Annotated in this window: 17 protein-coding genes; 3 read left to right on the forward strand and 14 right to left on the reverse strand. The window is 59.8% G+C overall.

Annotation, left to right across the window (positions count from 1 at the left end):
• Nucleotides 1-14: 14 nt before the first annotated feature.
• Nucleotides 15-809: an acetolactate decarboxylase gene (gene budA, locus G5533_RS07150; protein ID WP_227342115.1), complete on the reverse strand. Its 795-nt coding sequence runs from the start codon at nt 807-809 to the stop codon at nt 15-17.
• Nucleotides 810-917: 108 nt separating this feature from the next.
• On the opposite strand from budA, the gene G5533_RS07155 reads away from it, so the two are divergent.
• Nucleotides 918-1,853, forward strand: a complete 936-nt coding sequence (locus G5533_RS07155) for a LysR family transcriptional regulator (RefSeq protein WP_124929994.1) — start codon at nt 918-920, stop codon at nt 1,851-1,853.
• A 42-nt stretch (nt 1,854-1,895) separates the two neighbouring features.
• Here G5533_RS07155 and tyrS read toward each other — a convergent pair whose 3' ends face one another.
• Nucleotides 1,896-3,095, reverse strand: a complete 1,200-nt coding sequence (tyrS, locus tag G5533_RS07160) for a tyrosine--tRNA ligase (protein WP_005347884.1) — start codon at nt 3,093-3,095, stop codon at nt 1,896-1,898.
• Nucleotides 3,096-3,204: 109 nt separating this feature from the next.
• On the opposite strand from tyrS, the gene G5533_RS07165 reads away from it, so the two are divergent.
• The gene (locus G5533_RS07165; RefSeq protein WP_157161227.1) at nt 3,205-4,530 is read left to right on the forward strand and encodes a peptidoglycan DD-metalloendopeptidase family protein; all 1,326 of its coding nucleotides are present in this window, start codon (nt 3,205-3,207) and stop codon (nt 4,528-4,530) included.
• A gap of 123 nt (nt 4,531-4,653) precedes the next feature.
• Nucleotides 4,654-5,772: an anhydro-N-acetylmuramic acid kinase gene (locus G5533_RS07170; protein ID WP_227342114.1), complete on the forward strand. Its 1,119-nt coding sequence runs from the start codon at nt 4,654-4,656 to the stop codon at nt 5,770-5,772.
• Nucleotides 5,773-5,864: 92 nt separating this feature from the next.
• Here the strand turns inward: G5533_RS07170 and G5533_RS07175 are convergent, their stop codons facing one another.
• The 12 genes from G5533_RS07175 to aroB all read right to left on the reverse strand — a co-directional run bounded on the left by G5533_RS07175 (nt 5,865) and on the right by aroB (nt 17,953).
• Nucleotides 5,865-6,662 carry a DUF1338 domain-containing protein gene (locus G5533_RS07175; protein ID WP_441254658.1) on the reverse strand — a complete coding sequence of 266 codons (798 nt, stop codon included), beginning with the start codon at nt 6,660-6,662 and terminating at the stop codon, nt 5,865-5,867.
• 59 nt (nt 6,663-6,721) lie between these two features.
• The gene (gene astD, locus G5533_RS07180) at nt 6,722-8,191 is read right to left on the reverse strand and encodes a succinylglutamate-semialdehyde dehydrogenase (RefSeq protein ID WP_441254659.1); all 1,470 of its coding nucleotides are present in this window, start codon (nt 8,189-8,191) and stop codon (nt 6,722-6,724) included.
• A gap of 72 nt (nt 8,192-8,263) precedes the next feature.
• Nucleotides 8,264-9,283, reverse strand: a complete 1,020-nt coding sequence (gene astA, locus G5533_RS07185) for an arginine N-succinyltransferase (protein ID WP_005334994.1) — start codon at nt 9,281-9,283, stop codon at nt 8,264-8,266.
• A gap of 76 nt (nt 9,284-9,359) precedes the next feature.
• Nucleotides 9,360-10,577 (reverse strand): aspartate aminotransferase family protein, encoded by a 1,218-nt coding sequence (locus G5533_RS07190; protein ID WP_216953066.1) that lies wholly within the window; start codon nt 10,575-10,577, stop codon nt 9,360-9,362.
• A 277-nt stretch (nt 10,578-10,854) separates the two neighbouring features.
• A complete protein-coding gene (locus G5533_RS07195; RefSeq protein ID WP_216953065.1) occupies nt 10,855-11,436 on the reverse strand; it encodes an aminodeoxychorismate synthase component II in 582 nt (193 codons plus the stop codon).
• Nucleotides 11,437-11,457: 21 nt separating this feature from the next.
• Nucleotides 11,458-11,673 carry a hypothetical protein gene (locus G5533_RS07200; protein ID WP_216953064.1) on the reverse strand — a complete coding sequence of 72 codons (216 nt, stop codon included), beginning with the start codon at nt 11,671-11,673 and terminating at the stop codon, nt 11,458-11,460.
• Nucleotides 11,674-11,790: 117 nt separating this feature from the next.
• A complete protein-coding gene (gene trpS, locus G5533_RS07205; protein WP_005362251.1) occupies nt 11,791-12,795 on the reverse strand; it encodes a tryptophan--tRNA ligase in 1,005 nt (334 codons plus the stop codon).
• Nucleotides 12,796-12,837: 42 nt separating this feature from the next.
• Nucleotides 12,838-13,506 (reverse strand): phosphoglycolate phosphatase, encoded by a 669-nt coding sequence (locus tag G5533_RS07210; protein ID WP_227342109.1) that lies wholly within the window; start codon nt 13,504-13,506, stop codon nt 12,838-12,840.
• A complete protein-coding gene (gene rpe, locus G5533_RS07215; RefSeq protein WP_005335006.1) occupies nt 13,493-14,167 on the reverse strand; it encodes a ribulose-phosphate 3-epimerase in 675 nt (224 codons plus the stop codon). The genes G5533_RS07210 and rpe overlap by 14 nt, the downstream gene beginning before the upstream one ends.
• A gap of 190 nt (nt 14,168-14,357) precedes the next feature.
• Nucleotides 14,358-15,230, reverse strand: coding sequence for a Dam family site-specific DNA-(adenine-N6)-methyltransferase (locus G5533_RS07220; RefSeq protein WP_005335008.1), 873 nt, complete (start codon nt 15,228-15,230; stop codon nt 14,358-14,360).
• 70 nt (nt 15,231-15,300) lie between these two features.
• A complete protein-coding gene (locus G5533_RS07225) occupies nt 15,301-16,881 on the reverse strand; it encodes an SPOR domain-containing protein (protein ID WP_421255652.1) in 1,581 nt (526 codons plus the stop codon).
• A complete protein-coding gene (aroB, locus tag G5533_RS07230) occupies nt 16,871-17,953 on the reverse strand; it encodes a 3-dehydroquinate synthase (protein WP_421208787.1) in 1,083 nt (360 codons plus the stop codon). The genes G5533_RS07225 and aroB overlap by 11 nt, the downstream gene beginning before the upstream one ends.

Raw genomic sequence — 17,953 nt, forward strand, 5'->3', positions numbered from 1 at the left:
TTGCTCCTTGTCTATTAGCCTTCGGCGGCTTGAATGGCGCGATCGAGATCGGCGGGGGTGAGGTCGGCCTGCCGGAAAGCGGGATCCGATGGCAGGGCCAGATTGAGGTGACGCACCACCGAAAGTCGCAGGGTGCCGTGGGCCATGGTGTAGTCGAGCAGATGGCCGCCCCCCTTGCGATCGGCGGTGATCATGTGTTCGTGAAAGCCCGCCACATTGACCCCCTGCACGAACGGCGGGCAGCGAAAGCCCACCAGAGTCCCCGCTACCGCGGCAAAGCGGAACAGCGGCTGCTGCTCGATGGCCTCCAGCATGGGGCGATAGGGGGGCTCCTGACGCGGCACGGTACGAACCTTGGCCGTTTCAAACTGGCCGTCGAGGCGCAGGGCGACGAAGACGTTGTCGGAGCCCACCAGCCGATCCACCCACTGGTGGATCTCGTCACGGCTCAGGGGGTGATCGAAACGACGCTCCAGACAGGGGCGAAAATGGGTCATCACCGCAAAGGGGGTCTTCTGATCGGCGCGGGCGGGCCGAGCCGAGCCATCGGAGCGCAACTGGTGGATCTGGCGCTCGAAGGCGATCAGCTCACCATCGAGGTGATTGAAGGTGCCGAGGCCAAAGTCGCCGTGGCGCAACAGCTCGCTCATGGTGGTCTCCCCTTCGTAGACCCCCGCCAGCAGGGCGCTCATCAGGGAACTCTGGTAGATCTCGCCACCGTCATGCTGCCTGCGCCAGCGAGAAAACTGCTGGCTCACTTCGAGGGCACAGCTGCACCCGGCACTGTCAGATGTTGCAATATGTTCCATTCGGGTTTCACCTCCACCGTGAATCCTGTTAGCGTTCGGATCCAATGGTGACTTGGTTCACATTTCAACACCAATACGCTGATCCCATGACTTTGAGACTCAATCGATATGGAACTTCGTACGCTCCGCTACTTCATGGCCGTTGTTGAAAAGCAGAATTTCACCCGCGCAGCCGAATCACTCAACATGGCCCAGCCGCCGCTGAGCCAGCAGATCCGCAAGCTGGAGGAGACCTTGGGCACCCCGCTGCTGCGCCGTTTGACCCGCAGTGTCGAGCTGACCGAGGCGGGCGAGAGCCTCTATCGGGATGCGGCGCAGATCCTGGCGCTGGCCGATGCGGCAAAACTGAAGGTAAAGCGGATTGCCCGGGGCGAGCAGGGGGCACTGCGGATCGGCTTTGCCGGTTCCACCGTGCTCCATCCCGCGGTGCTGACCCTGCTGCACGACTATCGGGAGCGCTACCCCGAGGTGGCCCTCAGCCCGCAGGAGGGCACCATGCCGGCACTGGTGGAGGCGCTACGCAACGATCGGCTGGACGCCGCCATCTTGCGGCTGCCCTGCCGGGGTAGCGAGGGCTTTGCCCATCACCTTATCGAGCAGGAGCCGCTGCTGATCGCCCTGCCCACCAGCCACCCCAAAGCCAAGCCTGGCCCCTTGCCACTGGCCAGCCTGAAGGACGAGAGTTTTATTCTGTTTCCCCACGCCATCGGGCCCGGGCTCTATGACGGCATCGTAGGTCTCTGCCGGGAGGCGGGCTTCGAGCCGATACTGGGGCCCGAATGCCCGCAGGTGATCTCCACCGTCGGCATGGTGCAGGCGGGCTTTGGCGTAACTCTGGTGCCCAGCTCGGTGGCGGCGCTGCGCCCGCTCGGGGTCAGTTATCACCCCATTGAGGGCAACGGCATGATGACCAGCATCAGTCTGGCGACACGGCCTCACCCAGGTAGTGCCGTGCTGCGGCACTTTATCGCCCAGATCCGTGCTGCCCAGATACGACAAGGCCTCCCGAAGGAGGCCCTGTTGAACAAGCTTGAACCGGTTTGATGACCAGCTTGCCTGATGCGACGGCTTATTTGACGGTGCTGCTTATTTGACAGTCACCCGGGCAAACTTGCGCTTGCCGACCTGATAGACGGCGGTACCGGCACCGATGAGTGCCTTGCCATCTTCCAGCTTCTCGCCATCCACCTTGACCGCCCCCTGCTTGATCATCCGCAGCGCTTCGGAGGTGGTGGCCACCAGATCGGCCTCTTTCAGCAGGTTGGCAATGGCCAGACCTTCACCTTCCAGTGCCAGCTCGATTTCCGGCATCTCGTCCGGAATGGCGTTCTTGGAGAAACGCTGGGTGAAATCTTCGTGGGCAGCTTCGGCCGCCGCTTCATCGTGATAACGGGCGATGATCTCTTTGGCCAGCCAGATCTTCACGTCGCGCGGGTTGAGAGTACCGGCAGCGATGCCTGCCTTGAACTCTTCGATTTCAGCCAGCGGACGGAAGGAGAGCAGCTCGTAGTAGTTCCACATCAGATCGTCGGTGATGGACATGATCTTGCCGAACATCTCGCCCGGAGCGTCGTGAACGCCGATGTAGTTGCCTGCGGATTTGGACATCTTCTTGACGCCATCCAGACCCACCAGCAGCGGCATCATCAGCACGCACTGGGTCGCCATGCCGGCATCTTTTTGCAGCTCGCGGCCCATCAGCAGGTTGAACTTCTGGTCGGTACCGCCGAGCTCAACGTCCGCCTTCAGCGCGACCGAGTCATAGCCTTGCAGCAGCGGATAGAGGAATTCGTGAATCGCGATGGATTGGCCGCCGGTGTAGCGCTTTTTGAAGTCGTCGCGCTCCATCATGCGTGCCACGGTCTGCTTGGCCGCCAGCTTGATCATGCCGGTCGCACCCAGCTCGCTCAGCCAGGTCGAGTTGTACTCGATGCGAGTCTTGGCCGGGTCGAGGATCTTGAACGCCTGCTCGGCATAGGTGAGGGCGTTGTGCTTGATGGCCTCTTCGGAGAGCGGCGGACGGGTGGCGTTCTTGCCGGAGGGGTCACCCACCATGGCAGTGAAGTCACCGATCAGCAGGATCACTTCATGGCCCAGATCCTGGAAGGTCTTCAGCTTGTTGAGGATCACGGTATGACCCAGGTGAATGTCAGGGGCAGTCGGGTCCATACCCAACTTGATGCGCAGCGGGCGCCCTTCCTTCAACTTGGCGACAAGTTCTTCTTCAACCAGAATTTCTTCCGCTCCGCGCTTGATCTCGGCTAGCGCCACCTCGAGCTGGGACATTTTTTGACTCTCCATCACGATTCCACAGGGCCAAACATATTACTGGAATGGCGGGCCAATTGGAAAGGCTGTAAAATCCGTCCATTCTGCCCGACTTCATCTGCTTCTCATGGTTATTTGGCACGCCTTCAACGCACTCCCCCACTGGCACCGCAAGATGGTGCTGATCTTGAGCATCATGATCATGATGCTGGCGGCCTGGCCCAGCGAACAGGCAGTAGCAACACGGGTCGATGAAAACGGCAACGAAATTGCCCTGCGGGAACCGGCCAACGACAACGCGCTAAACAACGAGCTGCCAGCCGAGGCCGCCCAGCCCGTTACCCCGCCCAAGCCGCGCTATATCACCAAGCAGGTGAAGGTGCGCCGTGGCGACAACATGGGGGTGATCTTCCAGCGCATTGGCCTGAGCACCACGGATCTGCACCTGATCGACCAGCTCGAGGGCAGCGATCCCCTGCGGATGCTGCAACCGGGGCAGGAGCTCACCTTCACGCTCACCGAGAACGGCGAGCTGCACAGCCTCTATTACCCCCACAGTCTGGAGCAGGCGCTCAAGGTGAGCCGCAAGGAGGAGACCTTTGTCGCCCGCAACGTCAAGATCGCCCTCGACACCCGCGAACAGGTGAGCAAGGGGGAGATCCGCTCCAGCTTCTGGGGCGCGGCGGTGGATGCGGGGATGACCGAAGATCAGATCATGGACTTGGCCGCCATCTTCGGCTGGGACATCGACTTTGCCCAGGACTTGCAGCCGGGGGACAGCTTCCGGGTGGTCTATGAAGACAAGTTCCGCGACGACGAGCGGGTCGCCTCCGGCGATATTCTGGCCGCCGAGTTCGTCAACCAGGGCACTGCCTACCGCGCCGTGCTCAATGAAGATGGCAACTACTACACCCCGGAAGGCAAAGCCATGCGCAAGAGCTTCCTGCGTGCGCCGGTCAACTTCAAATACATCAGCTCCAACTTCAACCCGCGCCGCCTCCATCCGGTGACCGGCAAGATCCGCCCCCACAACGGCATCGACTATGTGGCGCCGGTGGGCACCCCCATCATGGCGGCGGGCTCCGGCAACGTGGTGGCGGCGGGCTACAACCAGTTCAACGGCAACTACGTCTTTATAAAGCATGCCGGCAACTATGTGACCAAGTACCTGCACCTCTCCAAACGCACCGTCAACAAGGGACAGCGGGTGAAGCAGGGGCAGACCATCGGCACTCTGGGTGGCACCGGCCGCGTCACCGGCCCGCACCTGCACTACGAATTCGTGGTGGGCGGCATTCACAAGAACCCGCGCACCCTCACCCTGCCGCAGGCAGAGACCCTGAGCGGACGCGAGCTGGCCAACTTCAAAAAGCTGGCGATGCCGCAACTGGCCAAGCTCGACAGCCCCGAGCTGCAGCTGGCCCAGAACAAGCGGGATAGCCGCGGCAACTAAGCCATCAGGGCTGGCGGGGTAGCAGCCCCGCCAGCCCTTTTTATTTTGCCTGCGCATGGCTCGGCGCCATGCTGCATCGGTGTCGGGAAGCGGACTATCCCGACCAGCGAGTGAGGAGAGCCAATGGCTGAACGCTATATCGGATTGATGTCAGGCACCAGCATGGACGGTATTGACGCCGTGCTGGTGGTGATCGACGGGGATCAACTGCGGGTCGAGGCGGCCCTCAGCCACCCCTGGCCCACCGCCCACGAGCTGCATGAGCTCTGTACCCCTAGCGACAACGAGATCGATCGCATGGGGGTGGCCGACAATCTGGTGGCGCGCGAATTTGCCGCCGCCACCCACGCCCTGCTGGCCAAGACGGGCCTCACGCCCGCCGATATTCGCGCCATCGGCAGCCACGGCCAGACCATCCGCCACCGCCCCCAGCTTGGCTTCACCCTGCAGATCGGCAACGCCGCCCTGCTAGCGGCGCTAACCGGCATCGACGTTATCGCCGATTTTCGCACCATGGATATGGCCCTCGGTGGTCAGGGGGCGCCGCTGGTGCCCGCCTTCCATCAGGCGCTGTTTGCCAAACCCGGCGCCCTGCGAGTGGTACTGAACCTCGGCGGCATCGCCAATATCTCGGTGCTGCCGGGCAATCCGGGCGGGGTATATGGTTTTGATACCGGCCCGGCCAACACCCTGCTCGATGGCTGGTATCGCCGCCATCAGCCCCACGGCGGCAACTATGACGCCGGTGGCAAATGGGCCGCCAGCGGCAAGCCCATCCCTGCCCTGCTGGAGAAACTGCTGGCTCACCCCTACTTTGCCGCCCCCTCCCCCAAGAGCACCGGACGGGAGATGTTTACCCTCGATTGGCTCGATGGGGAGCTGGCAGGCACTTCATACGCCCCCGTGGATGTGCAGCGCACCCTGCAGGCGCTCACCTGCCACAGCATCGCCCGCCAACTGCCCGCCCGGCCCGAATCAGTCGGTGCCAGCCAGCCGAAAGCCGAGCTGTTTGTCTGCGGCGGCGGTGCCCATAACGCCCCCTTGCTGAAGGAGTTGGCCAGCCTGCTGCCTGCATGGCGCATCGCCAGCACCGCCGAACTGGGCATTGCGCCCGACTGGATGGAAGGCGCAGCCTTTGCCTGGCTGGCGGAGCGCTTTATCAAGCACAAACCCGGCAACCTGCCCGCCGTCACCGGCGCCAGCCGTCCGGCTGTGTTGGGTGCTCTCTACCCCGCACCCTAGATATCCCCCAGATATGCAAATGACGACAGCCCCGATATGGGGCTGTCGTCATGTCACATCATGAACAGTGGCACTTTGGCCAACACCCGTTGTTACATGGCATTGGTGGACTCAAAAATTTTGTCGGCGGACGCTTCGACAAAGCCCGGATAGAGCACGCCATCTATCTGCGGGTAGCGCAGGGCGAACTCGTAGAAGCAGCTCGGGATGGTACGCACCCCATCGCTGAACGGCACCTCGGCTTTGTCAGCCATGGTGGAGGATTGCTCCAGCATGACCTGCGGATCCCCCTTCACCTCGCCACCCACACTGTTGAGGACAAAACCCGCCGCCTTGAGCGCCGCATTGACCTGATGGATGGTGTCGAAGTCCTTCAACTTGTTGATATTGACCGTGAAGTGGTTGGCACGATAACCCCATGCTGCCATCCATGCCGCGTACTCGCTCTCCGCCAGCAGGGTCTGGTAATCGGCATAGGAGACCTGCCAGGGGGCGCCGGTGTAGAGAAATGCTGGGGTATCGGTCAGATGATCGGGCACCTGATCGGCAAGCTTGTGGATGATGGCCTGCGCAGCCGGAGAGAGCTCTTCGACCTTCAGCTCGCTGATAAACACCTTGGGAGCATCCGGATCCTGATGCTCGAAGTGCTTGGCGTAGAGCTTCTTGGCCTTGAAAACGTACTCGCCCTTCTGCTCGTAACCGAGCGCCAGGAAGTGGGCGGCCAGCTTCTCCAGCCCCAGCTTGGGCAGGTTGTAGGTACGAAACGCCACGTGATCGTTGACGATGGGCTCGCCGCCACCCAGCAGGGTGTGCACCTTGAGGGCGCTCGGGGTCACCTTGATGTAGTTGTCCCACAGATGGCTGAACAGGGTGTCGATATCCTTTTGCATCTCTCTTTCCTTTGATTGCGGGTACAGATGGGGGCACCGCTGGATGCCCCGTGTCGTTATTAGAAGTGCAGGCCGGGCGACAGTTGATCCGGCATGGCGGCTTTGCTGTCTTCAACAGAGGCAACTGGGTAAGCACAGTAGTCAGCAGCGTAGTAGGCGCTCGCCCTGTGGTTGCCAGAAGCACCGATACCACCAAACGGCGCGGCACTGGATGCACCGGTGATGGGCTTGTTCCAGTTGACGATACCGGCGCGGATCCGCTTGAAGAAGTGGTGCCAGTCCGCCTCCTTGTCCCCCAGCAGACCGGCCGAGAGACCGTAGCGGGTGGCGTTGCCCTGATCGATGGCAGCATCGAAATCATCGTAACGAATGAGTTGCAGCAGCGGGCCGAAGTACTCTTCGTCCGGCAGCGCGCTCACTGAGGTCACGTCGATAATGCCCGGGGAGACAAAGCCGGTGCCCGCTTCCAGGTGCTTGAGGGTAAGCAGGCTCTCGCCACCGAGGCGCTGCAGGTTGGCTTGCGCCTCGACCATGCCCAGTGCTGCCTTCTCGCTAATCATCGAGCCCATGAACGGCTGCTCGGCAGCGTCGTAGAGGCCGACCTTGATCTGGCTGACCACCTCGATCAGTCGATTGACCAGGGCATCGCCCCGCTCACCGCGCTCGACAAACAGACGGCGGGAACAGGTGCAACGTTGACCCGAGGTGATAAATGCCGACTGGACGATGGCATGGACGGCGCCGTCGATGTCGCTCACATCTTTCACGATCAGCGGGTTGTTACCGCCCATCTCCAGCGCCAGAATTTTGCCCGGCTGGCCGGCAAACTGTTGATGGAGGAAATGGCCGGTGCGGGAGGAGCCGGTAAAGAAGAGGCCGTCGATATCGGGATTGCCCGCCAGCGCCTTGCCGGTCTCGACCTCCCCTTGCACCAGATTGAGCACCCCCTTGGGCAATCCGGCCTGCTGCCACACCTTGACCATGGCCTCGGCCACCATGGGGGTCAGCTCGGAGGGTTTGAACACCACGGCGTTACCCGCGATCAGGGCCGGGACTATATGGCCGTTGGGCAGATGGCCCGGGAAGTTGTAGGGGCCGAACACAGCCACCACGCCGTGGGGCTTGTGACGGACAAACGCTTTGGCGCCCGGCATGGCATTTTCAACGGTGCCGGTGCGCTCGTCGTGGGCACGAATGGAGATGGCAATCTTGCCCTGCATGGCGGCTACTTCAGTGCGGGTCTCCCACAGCGGTTTGCCGGTTTCGCGGGCGATGGTCAGGGCCAGCGCCTCTTTCTGCTCGCCGAGCAGGTCGGCATAACGGCGCACTATGGCCAGACGATCTTCAAGGCTCAAATCCGCCCAGTGGTAGAAGGCGGCACGGGCCGCCTTGACGGCAGCATCCACTTGCGCCGCACTGGCGGCAGCCCCCTGCCAGATCACCTCGTTCTTGGCCGGATCGGTTGACTCGAACGGCTTGCCTTCACCGGCAAGCCACTGACCGTCGATAAATTGCACTAACTGGCTCATCCATTCACTCCCTGTCGCTGGCAGGCAGCCTCGGCTGCCTGCCTGATAATCGGTTTGCTTGTCCTGTTTGTCTCAGTCGAGGTCGACCACCCGCACCATGTCGCCATCCTGTACCTTGAGTGCCGCCGCCATCTTGGGCGGGATGATGGCTTCGTGCTTGTCGAGATCGACCCGGATATTGCCGTAGCAGGCGCGGTAATGCTCGAAACGGCTGTTGCAGATAAGGTGGGTCTTGCCACCGATGGGCTCGCCCACCAGCACCCGCAGTTTCTTGCTGCGGCGCACGCTGCGGATATTCTTCACGTCGCACTCGACGGTGGGGCCCGCATCGAAAATATCGACGTAGCCACGGTTCACGAAGCCCTCGTCCTGCAGCATCTTGATGGCCGGGCGAGTCTTCTCGTGGGTCTGACCGATAACGGCCCGCGCCTCTTTGCTCAGCAAATTGACGTAGATGGGGTACTTGGGCATCAGTTCGGCGATAAAACGCTTCTTGCCGATGCCGGTCAGATAGTCGACGGTGGGAAAATCCATCGAGAAGAAGTGGGTTTGCAGCCACTCGTAGAAGGGGCTGTGACCGTTGGCATCGGAGACGCCGCGCATTTCGGCGAAGACGGTCTCGTCAAACAGCTCGGGGTGCTCGGCCATAAACAGAAAGCGGTGCTTGGAGAGCAGGCGGCCGTTGAGCCCTTCGCGGGCACATTCGCGCAAGAACAGGGTGCAGAGCTCGGAGTTGCCGGTGTAGTCGTTGGAGAGAGTCAGGGTTTCAACGACGTTGTAGATGCCGAGCTTGGGAGAAGAGTGCACCACTTTGCCGATGTGGTAGTTGTAAAACGGCTGGGAGAGGCCAACCGCGGCATCGATGGCACAGGTGCCGACCATCTCGCCGGTCTCCAGATCCTCAGCCACGAAGAAGTAGAGGCAGTCCCCCTTGCCGGCGGGCTTGTCGGAAAAAGTCTGGGTAGAAGCATCGATCTTGCGCTGCAGCAACTCATCGTTGACGGGCAACGAGGTCATGCCGGTGCCGGACTCGATGGCGCAGGTCTTGAGCCCGGCAAAATCTTTTTGCTCGATGGGACGGATAACCAACATAAATGACAACTCCCTTTCATTGACGACAGGTGGGGGCCCGGCTCCTGCCGGGAGAGCTCCCCACCTCAATTTGGAATCAGGCGTTGACCACCTGGGCAACCGCCTTCTCGAAGCGGGCCAACCCTTCCTTGATGTCCGCTTCCGGGATCACCAGTGAAGGGGCAAAACGAACCACGTTGGTACCGGCAACCAGTGCCATCAGCCCCTGATCGATAGAGGCCAGCAGGAAGTCGCGGGAACGCCCCTTGAAGTCCTCGCTCAGAGCGGCACCCAGCAGCAGCCCCTTGCCACGCACTTCGCTAAAGCAGTGGTATTTGGCGTTGATCGCCTCAAGCCCATCGCGGAACAGCTGTTCGCGCCGCTTGACCCCGTCCAGTACCTCGGGAGTATTGATCACGTCGATCACTGCCTCGGCGACCGCACAGGCCAGCGGGTTACCGCCGTAGGTAGAGCCGTGAGTGCCCACTTTCAGATAAGAAGCGATTTCGTCGGTGGTCAGCATGGCGCCGATGGGGAAACCGCCCCCCAGCGCCTTGGCGCTGGTGAGGATGTCCGGCGTGACGCCGAGCCCCATATAGGCATAGAGATCACCGGTCCGGCCGACCCCTGACTGCACTTCGTCATACACCAGCAGGGCATTGTGTTTGTCGCACAGCTCGCGCACCCCTTTGGCAAACTCGTCGGTAGGACGAATGATGCCACCCTCCCCTTGCAGCGGCTCCATCACCACGGCGCAGGTGTTGTCGGAGATCACCTCGGCTAGTGCCGCCAGATCGTTGTAGGGAACATGGGTAATGTCACCGGGCTTGGGACCGAAGCCATCGGAGTAGGCAGCCTGGCCACCGACGCTGACGGTAAAGAAGGTACGACCGTGGAAGCCCTGATTGAAGGCGATGATCTGGGTCTTCTGCTCGCCAAACTTCTCGATGGCGTAGCGGCGAGCCAACTTGAGGGCAGCTTCATTCGCTTCGGCGCCGGAGTTGCAAAAGTAGACCTTGTCGGCAAAGGTGGCCGCGACCAGCTTCTTGGCCAGACGCAGGGCCGGTTCGTTGGTCATTACGTTGGAGAGGTGCCACAGCTTCTCGCCCTGGGTTTTCAGAGCCTCGACCAGCTTGGGATGACAGTGACCCAGGCCGTTAACGGCGATACCACCGGCGAAGTCGACATACTCGCGCCCCTCCTGATCCCAGACACGTGACCCTTCACCACGCACCGGGATGATCTTGGCTGGCGCATAGTTGGGAACCATCACTTCATCAAACACTTCACGTGTCACTGCCAACAACTCTGACATATAGCTCTCCTTCAGATTCGGCGACAGAATAATCCACCGCCTAAAAGTTAAATCCGTGTAAACGTGACGGGATTATCACAGAAATAAAGTAAAAAGTCTGTAACAAGACGACCTATGAGGAACAATGTTCGATTGACCTTGAGATTTTAGGCAACCGCATTGCATAACGACTCAGGGGGGCTTGGCAAGAGATAATTTGGGCTGGAAGGGGGCTGAATAAAGTGTCAGAGAAATATTTTTTACCTTCTTTCAAACTTGAGAAGGTGATCACAAATTTTTATGAACAGGACAGAAAATTGGCCAGCAGCAAATGGCCCTGTTCGCTCAAAATACTCTCCGGATGGAACTGAACACCCTCGACAGGAAGTGTCTTATGGCGTAATCCCATGATTTCGTCAAACGAGCCATCGGCATGCTCGCTCCAGGCGGTGACCTCGAAGCAGTCGGGCAGCGTGTCGCGCTCCACCACCAGTGAGTGATAACGGGTCACCCGCAAGGGATCCTTTAGACCGTAGAATACCCCTTCGCCGCGATGGCGAATCAGGGAGGTCTTGCCATGCATCACCTGACGCGCGCGAACCACGCGGGCACCAAACGCCTGCGCCAGCGACTGGTGACCAAGGCAGACGCCAAGAATGGGTAGCTTGCCGGCGAAGTGGCTGATGGCATCGAGAGAGATCCCCGCCTCATTGGGTGTACAAGGACCGGGAGAGATCACCAGAAAACGGGGGGAGAGCTGCGCTATGGCATCAAGCGTCAGTTCATCATTGCGCTTGACCACAACCTCTTGTCCCAGGGCGCCGAAATATTGCACCAGATTCCAGGTAAAAGAGTCGTAGTTATCGATCAACAACAGCATGAGATAACCAACAGTGGAGAATTAACGATCGAGATAACGACCCTGTTCCATTTCCCGTTCACGCTGACACTCGGCCAGATAGATGGCTGCAGCGATGGCAGCAGTCTTGTGATGTTTATCGATGGCATTGGAGACCATCAATTGCAGGGTATTGAGGTTTTTCGCCTTGCGGAACTTGCGCAGCCAGTGACCTTTATCACTCAGCTCTTCAATCGAAATATTTGGTTGAACAGACATGCGTACTCTTGGGGATATAACCCGGGTTGAAATAAAGAATTAAACAAAATACAACGTGGGAAAATAAAGAAAGCCAGGCAAATACCCAGCTCTCTTCTACTACACCTTCCCAGTATGTCAGGCTCGAGGAACGAAGCCGACTACATCATATACGCTGGTCAGGGTTTTTTCAGCTCTTTCACGCGCCTTTTGTGCCCCTTCGGCAAGAATCGCAATCAGATGGGCCTCATCCTGACGCAACTCGTGGAAACGAGCCTGGATCGGTTCCAGCAGCGCAACCACGGCTTCGGCGGTCTCGGTCTTGAGGTGACCATACATCTTGCCTTCGAAGTGCTGCTCCAGCTCGGGGATGGAGCGGCCAGTCACGCCGGACATCAGGGTCAGCAGGTTGGAGACACCCGGTTTGTTTTCCGGGTCGAAACGCACCACCGCCGGCTCGTCGGAGTCAGTCACCGCACGCTTGATCTTCTTGACGATCTGCTTGGGATCTTCCAGCAGGCCGATGAAGTTGGCCTCGTTGTCATCCGACTTGGACATCTTCTTGGTCGGATCCTGCAGGCTCATCACCCGCGCCCCTTCGGTCGGAATGAAGGGCTCCGGCATGGTGAACACTTCACCATAGAGGTTGTTGAAACGGGTACAGATGTCGCGGGTCAGCTCCAGATGCTGCTTCTGGTCGTTGCCGACCGGCACCTGATTGGCCTGATAGAGCAGGATATCGGCTGCCATCAGCACCGGATAACCGAACAGGCCGACGTTGACGTTGTTCTCGAAACGGGCGGACTTGTCCTTGAACTGGGTCATGCGCGACAACTCACCCATCTGGGTATAGCAGTTGAGGATCCAGCCCAGCTCGGCGTGCTGCGGCACGTGAGACTGGATGAAGACAGTGCTCTTCTTGGGATCGATACCGACCGCTAGATAGAGGGCGGCTGCGTCCAGACAAGCCTTGCGCAGGGCAGCCGGGTCCTGACGAGTGGTGATGGCGTGCAGGTCGACGATGCAGTAGAGGCAGTCGAACTCATCCTGCATGTTGACCCACTGACGCAGGGCCCCCATGTAGTTGCCGATGGTCAGTTGACCGGAGGGTTGCGCCCCGCTCAATACGATTGGTTTAGTCATGAGAGTGTTAATCCTTGTTATTCAGCCAGCCCAGCTGCGCTATTAGACCAAAAGTGCATCGAGCTGGGCAAACTGCTCGAATACCCAGTCTGGATGGGAGTCGGCAATGGGGCGGCCATAGTTGTAACCGTAGGTCAGGCCCACCACCTTCATGCCGGCCGCCTTGGCCGCCAGCACGTCATTTTCGGAGTCGCCCACCATTAGAGTGCGAGCCGGGCTCACCCCCAACTCCTGGCAAGCGTGCAGCAATGGCTCCGGGCTCGGCTTCTTGACCGGCACGCAGTTGCCGCCAAGCCAAAGTTCGAAACAATCGCTGATGCCAAGGGCATCGAGGATGGGTGCCACGAAATCACTCGGCTTGTTGGTGACGATCGCCTGCTTGTAACCCAGGGTTTGCAGGCGACGCAGACTCTGGGCAACCCCGTCATACATAGCCAACCCTTGCAGCAGGCAGGCGTTGTAGTGCTGGAAAAAGATCGGTCTGGCCTTGGCAAACAGCTCGGGATCGGCCTCGCGATAGGCGAGCGCCCGCTGGATCAGCTTGTCGGCACCATTGCCGACCCAGGTACGGATCACAACTTCATCAGCCTGTGCCAGACCGAGGTCTGCCAGAGTCAGATTGACCGCCAGCGCCAGCTGGGCGGCGCTGTCAATCAGGGTGCCGTCCAGATCAAACAGCACCAAATCAAATGCGCGCTCAGCGTGTGACATGAGCCAGCTCCGCACGCATCTTGTCGATCACCGCCTTGTAGTCAGGCTGGCTGAAAATGGCAGAGCCGGCGACAAACATGTCGGCGCCCGCTTCGGCGATTTCACGGATATTGTCGACCTTCACCCCGCCATCGATCTCGAGGCGGATATCGCGGCCGCTCTCGTCGATCAGACGACGCACCTGACGCAGCTTGTCGAGGGTGCCGGGGATAAAGCTCTGGCCACCGAAGCCCGGGTTGACCGACATCAGCAGGATCACATCCAGCTTGTCCATCACATACTCGAGGCAGGAGAGCGAGGTAGCAGGATTCAGAACCAGACCCGCCTGGCAGCCCATCTCCTTGATGAGGCCCAAAGAGCGATCAACGTGATCGGACGCTTCCGGATGGAAGGTGATGAGGGAAGCACCGGCCTTGGCAAAATCGGGAATGATGCGATCCACCGGCTTGACCATCAGGTGCACGTCGATGGGGGCCTCGATACCGTAGTCACGCAGCGCCTGACAGACCATGGGGCCAATGGTCAGGTTGGGGACATAGTGGTTGTCCATCACGTCGAAGTGAACCACGTCGGCACCGGCAGCCAGTACCTTGGCTACATCGTCACCCAGACGGGCAAAATCGGCAGAGAGGATCGAGGGGGCAATCAGAAAGTCTTTCATCAGCATCATCCATTGGCAGCCAGGGAGAAAAAGCGGCGCAATTTTAACGTAAAAGGCGGGCGAAAACGACTCGAATGCGGGGTAAATGGGGGCAATCGCCTCCCCTCTCCCAGCCACCCGGGTTTTGGGGCATCGGCACGGGCGCGGACTCGCCCATAAAAAACGGCGCCCTTGGGCGCCGCATGGTCTGTTACGTCAGTGGCAGCAGTTCACTGTCGCTGGGATAGTAGCCCTGCTCAGGTTCGATTCCGGGGGGATAGAGCGCCAGCAACTCGGCCACCTTGTTGCGGGTGCCGCCGTTGCGACTGATGGTGCGCTTGACCAGGATTTCGTCGAGGCGGGCACCGCGATAAAGCTCACGAGTCAGCTCGATATCATGGTTGCTGATCAGCACCGGCACCCCTTTGTGAGCAGCTGTGTGGCGGGCCAATCGCGCCAGGATCGCCTGATCATCCAGGGTAAACCCACCGGAGGCATAGGTGGTGAAGCTCGCCGTAGTGGAGAGCGGCGCATAGGGTGGATCACAGTAGATAACCCAATCCTCTTCGGCACGCTTGATGGCATCGGCGTAGCTCTCGCAGATAAAGGTCGCCTTCTGCGCCTTTTCGGCAAAGGCCCACAGCTCTTTTTCCGGGAAATAGGGTTTCTTGTAGGAACCGAACGGCACGTTGAAGCCGCCCTTCTTGTTGTAGCGGCACAGTCCGTTGAAACCGTGACGGTTGAGGAACAGGAACAAGAGTGCCCGCTCGAAGGTGGTCTCGGTCTGATTGAACTGGGTACGCAGCCGGTAATAGGCCGCCTTGTGGTTGTGCTCTGCCACAAACAGCTTGCGCGCCTCGGCAATGAAACTGTCCGGCGTCAGCTTGAGGTGGTTGTACAGGCAGATCAGATCCGGATTGATGTCGTTGAGCACATACGCGTCGTAGTCGGTGTTGAGAAACACAGACCCGGCCCCGACGAAGGGCTCCAGCAACACACGCCCGGCCGGCAGGCGCTCGGCAATCTCTTCAACCAGGGAGTATTTTCCCCCGGCCCATTTTAAAAAAGCGCGTGTTTTTTTCATGGAAATCCGGTGTGTAAGAAGGCAAGACCCAAAAAGGGGGACGATTCTACCCCCTTATCCGGTATCAAGGCTATTGCTTCAGCTCTTTTTGTACCTGTGCAAACGACTTGGGCCAGGGCTGACCTTTCAGCAAGGCTGGCGGAAGCTTGCGAATGGCACTCTTGGCCTGGGTCAGACCGGCATAATCCCCTTGCAGCACCACGTACCAGGGGCTGCCACGGAATTTGGTTTGATAGACCCATACCTTGCCCGCCAGACCATGCTCGGCGACAAATTGATCCACCGCCTTGGTGTTGCTCGCCCCCATCAGCTGAACGCTGTAGTGATTGCGCGGCTTCTTGTTCAAGGTGGCGACCGGTGTCAGGACCACCTTGGGTGCAGGCGCGGCAACCGGCTCGTTGCTGGCTGTTTTGGTGGTGGCCGCAGGCGTTGCGGTTGTCACCGGATTCAGTGCTTTGGCGGTACTGGCTGGCGCCGTGGTTGCGATTGCACCACTGGGGGCTGTGCCACTCGGGTTCTTGCCGGTCAGCTCGTCCACCACGTCAGTAGGCAGTGCGCCGCTCACCTTGGGTTCGGTCATCAGCTTTTGCACGACCTCGTCAGAGATCACCACCCGACGCCCTTCGTAATTGGTTGATTCGGTGGTCACAGTTTCGCTCTCCACCGATTTGGGCAGCACTTTCGCCTCCGGCTGCCAATCTTTCACAACCCCGTTTGGATTGCTGGCTGCATCGCTGTTTTGCGCGCCTTGTGCAGCGGAATCTGTATTCGAACCGCCAGCGGTGAGGGGATCGCCTCCCGCTACCGGGATCGGCAATGCCGTGTTCTGCGCAGGATCCTGCAGCGCCGGTTTGCTTTCATTGTCAAACAGCGCAGGCAGCAGGTAGCTCAACGCCAGCAGCCCGCCAGCGACCAACGCGATAGCGGTGGCAATCTTCTTGACAGGCAACTCCGCCTGACGCTTCTTGGGCCTTCTGTCGGTCATGATATCCTCCAGTGACTGCATGATGGTGGCCGGATGTCCATTCGCCGTTTTCAGGATCTCTTCCACTTGCAGCTTGGGCAGGAGAGCCGCCGGGATCTTGAGCTCTTTGGCTTTTTCATACAAGAAGATGCGCTGCTCCGGCGGGCTCAGTGGCGGCACTTCCAGCTCAAGGGCTGGCATGGCTCGCCCTTTGAGCTGCGGCCGTTGGGTACGACACCAGACGTCACTGCCCGAGACGATAATGGCCAGCTGATGGGGCGCCGCCAGGGTATCGTTGTGACGGCTGATGGTCCACAACTCTCCCAGCAGTTCAGCCGGTAACAGGTCGGCCCGCTCTATCAGCAGCAACAGGGTGGCAGGCTTGCCCCCTTCCAGCATGCGAAAGAAACTATCAGCAAGGGCATCCTGCGGGTTGAATAGGGGACGTGCCACCACCTGGGGCAGCAACAGTTGACGCACATCCACCATCTTCATGGCAGGCGTGCCGATCAGGCTCACCACCCGCACTTTTTCCGGCAACACGCCGAGCAGGGATTCGCACAGGGTACCGCGACCACAACCGGGTTTACCGGAGAGAAAAATGAAAGGGTGATTGAATTCAATCAGATGCAGCAGCCGGTCAACCAGCTGCCGCTGGGAAGGAAGTTTTAGCAGTTTATTCGTCACGACCAGACTCGATCACCGCCAGCAACTCGGCATCGGACACATCCCCCACCACCTGCGCATGGCCGATGCCAACCGGCAACACCAGACGCAGCTTGCCTTCAAGCACCTTCTTGTCACGGCGCATATGGCGAATAAAGGCGGCGAAATCCATCTCGGCAGGCGCATGAATGGGCAGATTGGCGGCCAGCAGCAGGGCGCGCACTCGCGCGACGTCCGCTTCGCTCATATCGCCACGGGCCTGCGCAGTCCAGGCTGCCAGCATGGTGCCGGCGGATACCGCTTCACCATGCAGCCAGTTGCCATACCCCTGCTCGGCCTCGATGGCATGACCAAAGGTGTGGCCCAGATTGAGCAGCGCACGGACGCCGTGCTCGGTCTCATCCTGACCGACCACATCGGCTTTGATCTCGCAGCAGCGTTTGATGGCGTAGGCCAGCGCGGCAGGTTCCAGCTGTTGCAGACGCACCATGTTCTGCTCCAGCCAGCTGAAGAAATCAGCATCCCAAATGATGCCGTACTTGATCACCTCGGCCATCCCTGCGGCAAATTCGCGGGCTGGCAAGGTACTCAGACATTCGGTATCGATAACAACTTGTTTGGGCTGATAAAAAGCCCCAATCATGTTCTTGCCGAGGAGGTGGTTGACCGCGGTTTTACCGCCAACAGAGGAGTCAACCTGGGAGAGCAGAGTGGTCGGGATCTGGATAAAAGGAATGCCACGTTGATAGCTTGCTGCCGCAAAGCCCACCACATCCCCGATCACGCCGCCCCCCAGAGCGATCAGTGTCGTATCGCGCCCATGGTTGGTTTCAAGCAGAGCAGACATGATCTGCTCAAAGGTCGCCAGGTTCTTGTACGCCTCGCCGTCGGGCAGAACAAGGTGTTCCACCTGAAAATCCGCCAGCAGGGAAGTCACTTTCTCAAGATAGAGCGGGGCGACGACCGTATTGGTCACTATCATCACCCGCCTGCCCTTGATGCTTGCTGCCAGCACCTCGGGGTGCTGTAGCAAACCGGCAGCTATCTCGATGGGATAGCTGCGCTCACCCAGTTCAACCTTCAACCGTTCCAT

Source organism: Aeromonas sp. A600620 (assembly GCF_029479985.1).
Taxonomy (GTDB): domain Bacteria; phylum Pseudomonadota; class Gammaproteobacteria; order Enterobacterales; family Aeromonadaceae; genus Aeromonas; species Aeromonas veronii_A.